Here is a 13,137-nt window from a genome sequence, read left to right as displayed (position 1 = left end):
CAATCTGTAAAGAAAATGAATGGGAAATCATTGCGATAGAAACAGATAAAGACCATTGTCATCTTTTTGTAAATGTTCAACCAACCTATTCGCCGGCAGATGTCATGAAGGTGATTAAAGGGAAAACATCAAGAGAACTGCGACAATCGTTTGAACACTTGAGTAGAATGCCAAGTGTTTGGACACGGTCTTACTTTGTTTCAACAGCAGGAAACGTTTCTAGCGAAACTATAAAACGATATGTGGAAAATCAAAGAACAAGATACTGAGTTTACGTTAAGGAGGTGTACAGAAATGAAAAAAGCTCATAAAATTAGAATCTACCCGAATTCAAGACAGGAAATTCAATTTCAAAAAACCTTTGGTTGTGTTCGATTCTACTGGAATTTTTTACTAGATCAAAGAATTACGAATGATAAGATGAAAAAAGAAAATCCTAAATATATTGAAAATAAACTGACCTATGCTGGACTTAAGAAGCAAGAAGAGTTTGCTTGGCTAAAAGAAGTGGAAGCACAACCACTAAGTCAAGTGAATATGGATTTGAATAAAGCGTACAAAAATACGTTTAACTCTAAATTTGGGTTTCCTAAGTTTAAGAGTAAAAAATACTCGAAGAAATCTTATCGAACTGCCGTAGGCATGAAAGTCAATGGTCGATACTTCTATGTTTCGAAAGTTGGTTGGGTCAAAATGGCAGAAGAATTGCGTTTTAAAGGGAAACTAATGAACGTAACGATTAGTCAAAGCAAATCAGGGAAATATTTTGCGACATTCTTAGTTGATTCTGATAATTTTCAAAAAGCCCCTGTGAAAAATAGTATTGGATTGGATTTAGGCTTAACTCATTTCTGTATCACATCCGCAGGAGAAAAAATCGATAACAATCGCTTTTACCGTTCTCTTGAACAACGTTTGGTACGTGAACAACGAAAACTTTCAAGACGTTTAGAGGTTGCGAAAAAGCATAATCGAAAACTCGATGAGTGCCGAAACTATCAAAAACAGAAAGTTAAAGTTGCCCGTATCCATGAAAAAATTTCAAACCAACGTACTGATTTTTTACATAAACTATCTTCAAAACTGACTGATGAGAACCAAATCATTTGTATTGAAGATTTAAATGTAAAAGGATTGGTAAAAAATCATAAATTAGCGAAGTCAATTTCAGATGTCTCTTGGAGTGAATTCGTTCGACAATTAGACTATAAATGTCAGTGGAAAGGGCGTACTTTACTTAAAGTAGATCATTTCTTCCCAAGTTCACAACTTTGTTCTTCTTGCGGTCAGAATGACGGTAAGAAAGAGCTAAATATTCGTGAATGGGTCTGTTCAAATTGTGGAACAATTCATGATAGAGATATTAATGCAAGCATAAATATTAAAACCGAAGGACTTTCGGGGATAGCTTAGTAAATTTGCGCCTGTTAGGGCGTACTACCTAAGAACCCCACGACTTTAGTCGTGTGGAGTGTCAGGAACGGTACGTTGCGCGTTATCTGTCTCGCGGGAATGTCGAGGAGGTTGTCGCAGCGGTCAATGCGAGTACGAAGATTCAAGTGGCAGGGGTCATCCCGCTTTTTCATTGCTATTTCCATGATTTAATTACGGAAGAAAAATATGCTGTCTGGAGGCCGGAAATCGTCGAGGAGACGTATCGCGAATTAGAAGACTACTTTAGAGAATACCCGAATACACGGATTGACTACATGGTCATGCATGAATTGTGTAATACGATTTTCTTTTTCCCGGATATGCAACTATTTTTGACACCATGGAAACAACATCATAGCTCGCCCGTCATAAAAGATACCAAAAATAAACTCATGAACTTAAAATATGTCATTAATATCGGTTTAAAACGCATCCTGGCGACGTATATTAAACTCGTCAACCAAAATAATCATTATTATGATAAGCAATTTTGCTTAAACTCAATTGTTGATTATCTCAAAAAACGTGGGTTTCATACCTTAATTGCACGCCTTGATCTCGTCCTTCACATCGCGATTGATCGTAAGCTGACTACTTACAGTGAAAAAGGCGATGAAGTTATCTACTACGGTAAGCGAACGACACTCGCCCTCCAAAGAAGAATCTCTAACCACGCTTTACAAGAAACAATTCATTCAACCTATTCAACGATTACCTCACTTCTCTTTGGCTTCACCTTATTTATCAATAATCACATGCATTTTTTTACCGAAACGTTCCCCAAGTGTTACAGTGGCACCATCCAATATCCTATGATCCAAAGTATACCAACGATGCGTTACACCTCTACTTTCTTGCAAAAAGTTCAAACTCCTGAAGGCCTAATTTATGAACTTGTCATGGAAATCAAGCTTATTGGCGAGTTTGATGACAAAACAATCGCCCAAGCCATGATCGAAGCCGCCGTTATCGCCTACAAACGTTGCGTTCCCTACCACAAGTACACCATCTATTTTTACCGAGATGAAGGGAAATTCCAAAAAATATTTGATATCACCTTCCCAGCAAAAGACATCCAAAAAATCCTCGACAACGATGCTGAATACACCCGAGTTTTACAATGCTGCTTTAAAATCCGCGGCTTCTATTGCCCACCTGACGAACTGTTCTTTACCGAAAGCACCGAAGATTCCTGCCCTTACCCCATGCCCCGATGTATCGATCCAACCGACGCCCACGAAATCGTCAAAACCGCTCAGAGCTTTATGAAGGACGGTAGGAGGTTTATTTGATAGGTATTGCTACTAATGACCTGAATCTTGATTTAGATGATTTATGGCCTTCAAAAGAGAGGTTTTTCTTGACTATCTATTTATGGATAGATAATATTCTGTTTTTTTGGAATGTCATCATCTGAGTAGTCGATCGAAGATGTACGCGAGTTTGAAGGGAATACTTAGTGATGTTTTTGAGTGAGGACTTAAGAGAAGAGAGAGTCATCATTCGAGACACAAAAATGGCAACAGGAGGAGGATTCTCGTCTTTTCTTAAGGGAAACGTAATAGATTGTACACAAATCACATCTTTTCAAAAGAATCATCCAAAATCCCTTGTTATTTTCATGTTATCGTGCTATTCTATGGAAGTAGTATTTCTTATATGTAATTCAGAATTGTTTATTGCACAGCAATAAGTCACTAACACTTCTATTCACACTTGAGTTGCTATTGCAAAAATAAACACACTAGGTGTGTAATATGGAGGTAACGTTTATGAATAACGGTACAGTAAAATGGTTTAATGCAGATAAAGGTTTTGGTTTCATCACAGCAGAAGATGGGAAAGATGTTTTCGCACATTTCTCAGCTATCCAAGGTGAAGGCTTCAAATCATTAGATGAAGGTCAAGCAGTATCTTTTGATATCGAAGAAGGCCAACGCGGTTTACAAGCAGTAAACATCGTTAAAGCTTAATTTAAACTAAAATGTGAAAGAGTCTTATGGGATAATCTCCTGTAAGGCTCTTTTTTTTGTTTTGATGACGGATATTCATGCTAAAATAAAAGAAAAATGAATGGAAGTGATCAGATGCCTCAACTAATCGACTATATTATCGCTTTAACCAATCTATATGGTATCGTGCCTAAGAATCGCGTACAGACGATTTACAATCAACAACATACCGCGCCTGTCACGGAAGAAGAACTGCAATTAATCTTGGATAATCTTCCGAGCACGCTGGAAAAAGCTTTTGTCGTGGCTTATCAAGATTATTTTGTCCATGAATTTATCATTGAAGAACGGCTATTTGATGAATTGATGCTTCAAAAAGGTCGGAAACCTTATCATGTTCCTGAGAAAGAGAAACTCTTGCTGTATATCGATGAAAGCTATTTTGAGAAAACCCCTCAATATCATCGGTTATTGAAATATATCAAAAAACATTTCATATCAAATGACGAAAAAGCGGAGTGGCTCTGTGACGATATTCAACTGATTGGTCAGGTTGACAGAAATATGCAAGACGTGATGTACCAATTTGACCGTCGACAGATCGAATTTAAAGATATTAATCAACTCAATGACATCATCCAACTCGTCAAAGAATTATTCAACGCGACGCGCATTTGGGAGAACAACGGGTATACGCCAAATGAACTCTTTGAAAAATTTGAAAAACCCGGATTAGACGAGGGCTCACTTTCAACACTTGAGTTGCATCCGTCATTTGTACAAACACCTTCAAATGCTCACAAAATCGGGCGTAATGATCCTTGTCCGTGTGGGAGCGGTAAAAAATATAAGAAATGTTGCTTAGGTAAGGTTGGAATGTAACGAATTGTTTATTTTTGATTAAACTTAATCGATTGAAAAGTCTTGTGGGAGTGTTCCTGCGAGGCTTGTTTGATTTTGAATAAAAAGCAAATGAGGTAAGTTTTAAAGGCTAAGTCTGTTGATATTTTTTCGAATAATTATTCATATAGGAAGGTAAAATAGAATCTTTTAATTGATAATCATTCTCAATTAGGTTATATTAGGTGAATATAACAATGTCAGGATGGGATTATATGGAAATATATTGGGTGAAGTTGCAAGCGATACGAGAAGAAACACCAGAAATCAACACGTATTATTTTGAATGTCCGCCAGGTTTCGATTGGGAAGCAGGAGCGCATGTGCATTTGGCGCTAGAAGGTTTTAACGCAGGCGAAAAGCCGAATCGAGCACTCGTGCGTCATATGTCGATTTCAACGATCGTTTCAGAAGGGATGGTTGGGATTACGACGCGGGTGAAGGCGGATTGTTCCGAATTTAAAGCACGCTTAAGACAGTTAGCAATCGGCGAAAAGGTTGCACTATTTAAACTCAACCATCATTTAGTCCTTCATCGGGAAAACAAGCGTCTTTACTTTCTTTCTTCGGGTGTCGGTTTGGCTTCTTTTCGACCGTTAGTACTCGACTATTTGGCAGATACCAGTAACATCGAACAACTCACCATGCTTCATGTGACGACGCAGAGTGATGCCCTTTTTACAGATCTTTTGGGAGATGCAACGAGTGAACAGATTAACTCGCGGATTGTCTACGGACGAAATGCCTATTATCCGGCAGTCACAGACTTGGCAGTCGATCAAGATGGTATTTATTATATCGTCGGCAGCGATGAATTTTTACACGAAACGATTGCGCTACTGACAAAGGAAGGGATTTCGCCTAATCAAATCATGATCGATAAACACGCCACTCGTCAAGAAGCCTTTTTGACCAAGGCCTAATAGAGCCCCAAATGCCAGCACTCCTCTATGAGAGAAGGGTGCTGGCATTTTTTCTTTGACTGATTTTTTTCGGGGCAGAAGAAGGAATGGGGGTGACTTTACTCTAGTGAATTTCCAAAATTTGGAAATCGATTGAAAGAATCTTCGACACTTTTAAAGTACTGAAGTTCTTTTTTAGTGAAGGTAAATGCTATCATCTTTCTACTTTTAACGAGTTTCAAGTGTATATAAAATAGATACTTGTTTGGTATAATGAACAAAAGAAAGGAAGGGATTCTAATGATTAAACTACCAGTTAAGCAGTGGGGTAACAGTCATGCAATCCGTTTACCAAAAAGCTTATTAGAAGCATTGAAAGTAGAAAAAGATGATGAGTTAAATGTAGAAGTTATGAATCATTCGATTGTATTAACTAAAGCCAAAAAAGAAGTCACCTTTGAAGAACTATTCAAAGGCTACAACAAAGAAACATTTACAACAGAACTACAACATTTTTCTCCTATAGAAAATGAGAAATGGTAAAACAAGGCGATATTGTTAAGATGAATTTAGATCCTAAACAAGGATATGAACAGCAAGGATACAGATCTTATATTTGTTTAAGTTATCATGGTGTCAGTGACTATGCTAATATAGCAGTCTTTGCTCCAATATCAAACACAGAACGCAACTATCCTTTATATGTTCCTTTAAAAGATACGAAATCTTCAGGAAAAGTTTTGTTAGATCAATTAGTTACCATTAATTACAACGCAAGGAAATATAGTTATGTGGAGAGTGTTCCAGAGAAATTGATAGATGAATTATTAGTGAAAGTGAAAGTGATTTTTCAAAAAAATGAAAAGATAAAGTGATTTTGACAGTGAAAAATTAGATTTAACAATGAACTTGAACACTAGTGTTGCATGAAACGTTTCTTGTTTCACAGCGCTAGTTTTTTCTGCTCGCGTCGCTTATAAAATTCAACATCATGCGATTATCCCCGTATAGCTTTGTGGTACGCAGGAGAATGTTTACGAGCAACTAAAGAATATACGATGAGCAAAAAAACGAATCATCACCTATTCGTAAAATAACACACGCAAACGAGATCGTTGTCTCTCGTTTGCTTTTTTTGTTCGCTCAGCACGGGCGAACTCTAATAGTTGAAAGTCCTGACTGTGACCTATTAGTGCTAAGCACATAGCCAAAAGCAAGAACAACGGAACCGCTATATACCAATCGGTACGTATGGTGGTGTGAGAGGACAAATAATCAATTAATGATGATTCTCCTACCCGACTTCCTTAAAATAATTCTCATGTTTTCTATTTCAATAAAAATGTAAGAATAAAATCAGATGGAATCGTCGGAAAAAATAAGGGATTTTAGTTTTCCCATCGTCTTCAGCTGCCTTGTTTCCAATCGTATATGCTCGAATGGATAGCGAATAGTTACCAGCTTGGACGACTTAGGAATTTCGTATGATGACCGTAAATAACAAAATAATCCTTCTCCCTTAAATTTACTGTTGACAAGAAAGCGCTCACGTGATATTCTCTTTTTGTAAATAGAAACGTTTCCACTTTCAACAAAAGCGTTTGTATTTATTTTTAAAACAAAAAGTGGAAACGTTTCTAAAATGGATGGAGGAATTTAAAATGGAAGAGGCAGTGACAGCAATTAAACCTTCTAAAAGTCAGATGGCCAAGAAGAAGAGAGCTCGAATATTAAAACAACTCAAAAAAGATAAGTGGCTTTATTTTTTAATGCTACCGGGGATCTTATTAACACTTGTATTTAGATATTTCCCGATGTATGGCGCGATTATTGCTTTTAAAGATTACAATCCTATGCTCGGAATCTTAGATAGTCCTTGGGTAGGGTTCGAGCATTTTAGAGAATTTATTTCATCACCGAACTTTGGGATGTTGTTAAGCAATACGTTGAAAATTAGTATTTATGGCTTAATTCTTGGTTTTTTCCCACCAATTATCTTGGCGCTTTCTTTGAACCAAGTGTTGAATGAAAAAATTAAAAAGAAATTACAGTTAATTTTATATGCACCAAACTTTATTTCTGTCGTTGTCATTGTCGGGATGTTGTTCTTGTTTTTATCTGCGAATGGTCCCATTAATGCGATTGTACAAAAGTTGACGGGTAATCCGATTATGTTTATGTCTAGTCCTGATTATTTTCGAACGATTTACATCTTATCTGGTATTTGGCAAGGAATTGGTTGGTCGTCCATTCTGTATACGGCTACATTAGCGGGTGTGAGTACTGACTTATATGAAGCAGCGAATATCGATGGTGCAAATCTGATTCAAAAGATTTGGCATATTGATTTACCAGCGATGCGCCCAATTATGGTTATCAGTTTTATCTTATCGGCAGGAAATATTATGAACGTGGGCTACGAAAAAGCGTACTTAATGCAAACGTCGATGAATATTCCAACGTCAGAAATCATTTCAACGTATGTGTATAAGGTTGGTTTACAATCAGGGAACTACGCTTATTCCGCTGCAGTAGGACTCTTTAATATGATTATTAACGTCGTATTATTATTAATTGTTAATAACATTACGAAGCGTTTAAATGACGGTCAAGGACTGTAAGAGAGGGAGAAAACAATGAATTTATACACAAGTTTCGATAAAAAATTCGTATGGGTAAACTGGGTACTGGTTGGTTTACTTGTATTCATTACCATTGTGCCATTAGGTTATGTTTTAATTGCGTCATTTATGGATCCCTCAACACTTATTAGTCAGGGAATTAGTTTTAATCCGAGTGATTGGACGGTTGAAGGTTATAAGCGAGTGTTTGCCGATGACTCGATTGTTCGTGGATTTCTGAACTCACTGTTTTATTCTTTTAGCTTTAGTGCATTAACAGTCTTTGTGACGATGATTACGGCGTATCCTTTATCAAAACCGGATTTATACGGACGCGGTATCTTGATGACATTCTTTATTATCACCATGTTTGTGGGTGGTGGGTTAATTCCAACCTACTTATTAATCAAAAATCTAGGCATGTTAGATACGGTTTGGGCCTTGATTATTCCTGGTGCCATTAACGTATGGAATATTATTATGGCTCGTACTTATTTCAGCGGATTACCGAGAGAACTGAGTGAAGCCGCAACAATCGATGGGGCAAATGAAATTCAAATTCTTTTTAAAGTGATTTTGCCTTTATCCAAACCAATTATGTTTGTGTTGTTCTTATATGCCTTTGTTGGTCAATGGAATTCTTATTTTGATGCGATGATTTACATTAAAAATGAAGATTTACAACCACTACAATTAGTTCTTAGAAATATCTTGATTCAAAACCAACCATCGCAAGACATGGTGGGCGCCAACACGGCAATGGCTGAGATGAAACAAATTGCAGAGTTAATTAAATACTCAACAATCGTGATTTCGAGTTTACCCTTAATTATTATGTATCCATTCTTCCAGAAATATTTTGATAAAGGTGTTCTGGTTGGTTCAATTAAAGGATAAAAACATTATTTTAAAAATTATTTATATGAGGAGAGAATCAAATGAAAATAACTAAACGTGTTGTACCGTTCGCTTTGTGTAGTGTCTTGTTACTAGGTGCTTGTGGGAATAAAGCAGATAAATCATCATCAAGTCCGGATTATGAACTTGAGAATATTTCGTTTCCTTTAGAAGAAAAAGTATCCTTAAAAATGATTTCTCAAGGAGCAGCGTTAGCACCAAAGGATCCAAATGAAAAGCTTATTTTTCAACGTTTAGAAGAGGAATTAAATGTTCATATTGATTGGACGAACTATAATGCCGATTTTGCAGAAAAAAGAAATCTAGACATTGCCAGTGGTGATTTACCGGATGCGATTTTTAATGCGGGTGCAGGCGATTATGATTTATTAAATTGGGCGGAAAGTGGGGTTATTGTTCCTGTCGAAGATTTGATTGAACAATACATGCCGAACTTAAAAAAAATACTTGATGAAAATCCAGAATATCGCTCGTTATTAACAGCGCCAGATGGCCATATTTATTCATTCCCTTGGATTGAAGAATTAGGTCAAGGGAAAGAATCGATTCATACAGTAAATGATATGGCGTGGATTAACGTGGAGTGGTTAGACGCTTTGGATTTACCGATGCCGACAACGACAGATGAATTAATGACTGTCTTAGAAGCTTTTAAAACGCAAGATCCAAATGGTAATGGTGAAGCGGATGAAATTCCATTTTCATTTATTAACAATGGCGGAAATGAAGATTTAAAATTATTATTTGGCGCTTTTGGTGAAGGTGATAACGATGATCATTTAGTTGTCGATGATGAAGGAAATGTCCAATTTACAGCAGATAAAGAAGGATACAAAGACGCTGTGAAGTACTTTAATGAAATGTATGATAAAGGTCTAATCGATACTGAAGCATTTGAACAAGATTGGAATACCTATGTTGCCAAAGGAAAAGAAAAACGTTACGGTGTGTATTTCACATGGGATAAAGCCAATATTTCAGGGATGAATGAGAGTTATGATGTATTACCTGTTTTAGCAGGTCCTGATGGTCGTAAACACGTTACAAGAACGAATGGAATGGGCTTTTCACGTGATCGTTTTGTCATCACGAGTGTGAATAAAAACCTTGAATTGACGGCTCGCTGGGTCGATCAAATGTATGCGCCACTTCAATCGGTTCAAAATAACTGGGGAACATATGGTGATACAGAACAAGCCAATATCTTCGAATTAAAAGATGGCATGTTACATCATTTAGATTTAGCGGGTGAAGCACCTGGTGAATTACGTCAAAAAACTGAAGCAGCAGGTCCTTTAGCGATTTTAGATACGTATTACGGAACGGTTACGACGATGCCAGACGATGCAAAATGGCGTTTAGATTTAATGCATGAGCACTACTTACCATATGTCAATAATGAAAATAACTATCCGAAAGTCTTCTTAGAAAAAGATCAAACCGACCGTTTAGCGAAAATCGAAACCGATATGTGGGATTATATTTATCGTAAACGTGCGGAATGGATTACCAACGGCAAGATTGACGAAGAGTGGGATGAGTATTTAGCGGAATTAGAACGTGTTGGAATCAACGAATGGTTAGAAATTAAACAAGCGGGGTATGACACCTTTGTGGAAGGAGCCAAATAATTGTTAACAGAGGAAAAATTAACATTAGAGCGAGCAAATCACTATATTCAAGAAAATAAAGGGAATGTGAATCCCCTATATCGTCCAACGTATCATGTTTCAGCACCGGTCGGATGGCTGAATGATCCAAATGGCTTTGTGTATTATCAAGGAGAATATCATTTGTTTTACCAATTTTATCCTTACAACAGTCAGTGGGGTCCGATGCATTGGGGCCATGCGAAATCCAAAGATTTAATTCATTGGGAAGAGTTACCTGTCGCACTGGCACCAGATGAGTGGTATGACAAAGATGGTTGTTTCTCAGGAAGTGCGATTGAAAAAGACGGTCGTCTCTATTTAATGTACACCGGGCATGTGGTTGAAAATGATGTTGTCACGCAAACGCAATGTATTGCGGTTTCCGATGATGGGATTAACTTTGAGAAACTAGCGAGTAATCCCGTGATTGGAGCGGAATTGTTAGGCGATGAAGGTAGCATTCATGATTTCCGTGATCCAAAAGTGTTCCAACATGAAGGCACCTATTATAGTGTGGTCGCGACGAAAACTCATGATCATCGCGGGAAAATTGTTCTTTTTTCATCGGAGGATTTAAACGAATGGACTTTCTTTTCAGTCTTATTAGAAGGAACAAAAGAACAAGGTATCATGTGGGAATGTCCTGATTTCTTTACACTCGATGGTAAGGATGTTTTGATTATGTCTCCGATTCAAATTAAGCGACAAGGACACGAGTATCATAATATTAGTTCGACGATGGCTTGTATTGGTCAAATGGACTGGGAAACTGGGAAATTAACCGTTGAAAATTTCCACGAGATGGATTTTGGCATGGATTATTATGCACCACAAAGTTTGCTTGATGATAAGAATCGTCGCATCGTGATTGCGTGGATGCAAATGTGGGATCGCACGTTTCCTACTCATGATTTGGGTCATCAATGGGCTGGTAGTATGACGTTACCTAGAGAATTACGGGTCCGCAATAATCGCTTGATTCAACGCCCTGTCTCTGAAGTCTATAGTCAGTTAGAATACGAGCATGGTATTGAGAATCTAGAAGTTGGTTCACAGCCTGTTATTTTCCATCACTTAATTAAAGATAATACGTACATGCAAATTGTTGCTGACTTATCTGAAGCGAGTCAATTTTCCATTCAATTTGCGAAACAAGCAGAACAGTACTTGCGTTTGAACTATGAGACGGAATCGTCGACCTTTACTTTCAGTCGGAAAAACTTTGGGTATGAACTCAAAGGTGCTGAAAAACAACCTGTTGATACGCGACAATTTCCAGTAGAATTGGTCAATCAACAACTCATTTTAGAAATATTCCGTGATACCAATTCCATTGAAATTTTTGTGAATGGACTAGAAGTCATCAGTGCCACTTTCTATGAAATCGAAAAAGGGAGCGATTTGGTCTTCCATTCTGAAGGAAAAACAATGATTGGTTCTTTTGAAACGGCGATTATTAAGGCCTAGAACACCGGAAACAGCTAGTAATTTTTCATCCTCTCAATTATACTGAACTTATAGAGAGATTGTGAGGAGTCGGTGTAATGAAGGCAACAATGAAAGATGTCGCAAAACTGGCGGGCGTAGGTGTTGGAACCGTTTCTCGGGTATTAAATAACGGATCGGTAAAAGTTTCCACTCGAGCAAAAGTCGAAGCGGCAATTAAGGAACTGAATTATCAACCCAATTTTTATGCTCGGGGTTTAAAAATGAATCAAACTTTTACGGTCGCTTTAATTATTCCGAGTGTCTGGAATCCATTTTTTTCTGAATTTGCCTTTCATGTAGAGACAGCACTCGAAAAGAATCATTATAAGATGTATTTATGTAACTCAGATGGTGCGGTCGATAAAGAGAGAGAATATGTGCAAATGGTGACACAAAATAAGGTAGATGGCATTATTGGGATTACCTATTCCGATATTGATGAATATATCTCAAGTAATTTACCTTTTGTGAGTATCGATCGTTATTTTACGGAAGATGTCATTTATGTCACTGCGGATAATATCAGCGGTGGACGTCTAGCTGCCCAAAAATTGCAAGAACTCGGCTGTAAAAAAGTCGCCTTTATTGGGGGCTACCAAGAAATTCCGAATGAAACAAAGAATCGTCGGAAGTATTTTGAAATTGAATGCAATCAACTAGGACAAGAAGTCGTCATTTTGGATATGCTAGAACCGTTAGAATACTTAAATAAAAAAATTGTGGCCTTCTTAACGGAGAATCCTGATGTTGATGGGATCTTTACCGTTAATGACTCAATGGCGATAACGGTTTGCGATGTGTTAGAGCAAATGGGAAAAGCTGTCCCAGAAGACGTCCAAGTGATTGGCTTTGATGGTCAGAGAATCACGAGACACTCCCCTTATCTTGTCTCAACCATCGTTCAACCGATTGAAGCGATGGCAGAAGCCGCAGTCAACCTTTTGTTGGAAGTCATTAAAGGGGAGATGGTAGCGAATCGAACGGTAATCCCTGTTTATTTTGGTGAGGGGAAAACAACTAAAAAAGTGACGTCCGTGAATTGATTTCTTGAAGCTGATTGTTGTTTAAAATATCATGATAAGTAAAATGTGCTGTAACTTACGAAAGTTACGGCACATTTTTAGTAAGGAGAGAATGAAAAAATGAAAAATAAGAAATATCTGCTGTTGTTATTAATCGTACCGCTATTATTAGGAGGTATGCAATTAATGAAGTCTGAGAAGTCGACAATTACGGCACTTTATAGAATTTGCGGGCGAGAAAACCCACT

13 protein-coding genes are annotated in these 13,137 nt (G+C 37.4%); all 13 read left to right on the top strand.

The window, feature by feature from the left end:
- Positions 1 to 269 (top strand): IS200/IS605 family transposase (tnpA, locus tag RU93_RS11650; protein WP_143139460.1); only part of this gene is annotated, 269 nt, incomplete at its 5' end.
- Positions 270 to 294: 25 nt separating this feature from the next.
- Positions 295 to 1,413, top strand: coding sequence for an IS200/IS605 family element RNA-guided endonuclease TnpB (tnpB, locus tag RU93_RS11645; protein WP_071875801.1), 1,119 nt, complete (start codon positions 295 to 297; stop codon positions 1,411 to 1,413).
- 53 nt (positions 1,414 to 1,466) lie between these two features.
- Positions 1,467 to 2,726: a hypothetical protein gene (locus RU93_RS11640; RefSeq protein WP_071875800.1), complete on the top strand. Its 1,260-nt coding sequence runs from the start codon at positions 1,467 to 1,469 to the stop codon at positions 2,724 to 2,726.
- Positions 2,727 to 3,206: 480 nt separating this feature from the next.
- On the top strand, positions 3,207 to 3,407 hold the full coding sequence (locus tag RU93_RS11635) for a cold-shock protein (RefSeq protein ID WP_071875799.1): 201 nt from the start codon (positions 3,207 to 3,209) through the stop codon (positions 3,405 to 3,407).
- A gap of 96 nt (positions 3,408 to 3,503) precedes the next feature.
- Positions 3,504 to 4,268 (top strand): YecA family protein, encoded by a 765-nt coding sequence (locus RU93_RS12335; RefSeq protein ID WP_084131453.1) that lies wholly within the window; start codon positions 3,504 to 3,506, stop codon positions 4,266 to 4,268.
- A gap of 233 nt (positions 4,269 to 4,501) precedes the next feature.
- A complete protein-coding gene (locus RU93_RS11625) occupies positions 4,502 to 5,209 on the top strand; it encodes a ferredoxin--NADP reductase (protein ID WP_071875798.1) in 708 nt (235 codons plus the stop codon).
- Between the two features lie 279 nt (positions 5,210 to 5,488).
- Positions 5,489 to 5,731 (top strand): AbrB/MazE/SpoVT family DNA-binding domain-containing protein, encoded by a 243-nt coding sequence (locus RU93_RS11620; RefSeq protein WP_084131450.1) that lies wholly within the window; start codon positions 5,489 to 5,491, stop codon positions 5,729 to 5,731.
- Positions 5,725 to 6,063, top strand: coding sequence for a type II toxin-antitoxin system PemK/MazF family toxin (locus tag RU93_RS11615; RefSeq protein WP_071875797.1), 339 nt, complete (start codon positions 5,725 to 5,727; stop codon positions 6,061 to 6,063). Before RU93_RS11620 ends, RU93_RS11615 begins: the two co-directional genes overlap by 7 nt.
- A gap of 828 nt (positions 6,064 to 6,891) precedes the next feature.
- Positions 6,892 to 7,809 (top strand): ABC transporter permease, encoded by a 918-nt coding sequence (locus tag RU93_RS11610; protein WP_379952652.1) that lies wholly within the window; start codon positions 6,892 to 6,894, stop codon positions 7,807 to 7,809.
- Positions 7,810 to 7,824: 15 nt separating this feature from the next.
- Complete coding sequence (locus RU93_RS11605) at positions 7,825 to 8,706, top strand: carbohydrate ABC transporter permease (RefSeq protein ID WP_071875795.1); 882 nt, start codon at positions 7,825 to 7,827, stop codon at positions 8,704 to 8,706.
- A 41-nt stretch (positions 8,707 to 8,747) separates the two neighbouring features.
- Positions 8,748 to 10,358 carry an ABC transporter substrate-binding protein gene (locus RU93_RS11600; protein ID WP_071875794.1) on the top strand — a complete coding sequence of 537 codons (1,611 nt, stop codon included), beginning with the start codon at positions 8,748 to 8,750 and terminating at the stop codon, positions 10,356 to 10,358.
- The gene (locus tag RU93_RS11595; RefSeq protein WP_071875793.1) at positions 10,359 to 11,846 is read left to right on the top strand and encodes a glycoside hydrolase family 32 protein; all 1,488 of its coding nucleotides are present in this window, start codon (positions 10,359 to 10,361) and stop codon (positions 11,844 to 11,846) included.
- Positions 11,847 to 11,923: 77 nt separating this feature from the next.
- A complete protein-coding gene (locus RU93_RS11590; protein ID WP_071875792.1) occupies positions 11,924 to 12,910 on the top strand; it encodes a LacI family DNA-binding transcriptional regulator in 987 nt (328 codons plus the stop codon).
- The last annotated feature ends 227 nt before the right edge of the window (positions 12,911 to 13,137 follow it).

The organism is Enterococcus aquimarinus (assembly GCF_001885765.1).
GTDB lineage: Bacteria > Bacillota > Bacilli > Lactobacillales > Enterococcaceae > Enterococcus_I > Enterococcus_I aquimarinus.
This window is presented reverse-complemented; position numbering and strand designations above follow the sequence as displayed.

What these genes read in the sequence shown, in the direction of transcription:
- RU93_RS11635 (WP_071875799.1), top strand. Translation starts at nt 3,207, where the DNA reads ATGAATAACGGTACAGTAAAATGGTTTAATGCAGATAAAGGTTTTGGT.
- RU93_RS12335 (WP_084131453.1), top strand. Translation starts at nt 3,504, where the DNA reads ATGAATGGAAGTGATCAGATGCCTCAACTAATCGACTATATTATCGCT.
- RU93_RS11615 (WP_071875797.1), top strand. Translation starts at nt 5,725, where the DNA reads ATGGTAAAACAAGGCGATATTGTTAAGATGAATTTAGATCCTAAACAA.
- RU93_RS11590 (WP_071875792.1), top strand. Translation starts at nt 11,924, where the DNA reads ATGAAGGCAACAATGAAAGATGTCGCAAAACTGGCGGGCGTAGGTGTT.
- RU93_RS11620 (WP_084131450.1), top strand. Translation starts at nt 5,489, where the DNA reads ATGATTAAACTACCAGTTAAGCAGTGGGGTAACAGTCATGCAATCCGT.
- RU93_RS11610 (WP_379952652.1), top strand. Translation starts at nt 6,892, where the DNA reads ATGGCCAAGAAGAAGAGAGCTCGAATATTAAAACAACTCAAAAAAGAT.
- RU93_RS11625 (WP_071875798.1), top strand. Translation starts at nt 4,502, where the DNA reads ATGGAAATATATTGGGTGAAGTTGCAAGCGATACGAGAAGAAACACCA.
- RU93_RS11605 (WP_071875795.1), top strand. Translation starts at nt 7,825, where the DNA reads ATGAATTTATACACAAGTTTCGATAAAAAATTCGTATGGGTAAACTGG.
- tnpB (WP_071875801.1), top strand. Translation starts at nt 295, where the DNA reads ATGAAAAAAGCTCATAAAATTAGAATCTACCCGAATTCAAGACAGGAA.
- RU93_RS11600 (WP_071875794.1), top strand. Translation starts at nt 8,748, where the DNA reads ATGAAAATAACTAAACGTGTTGTACCGTTCGCTTTGTGTAGTGTCTTG.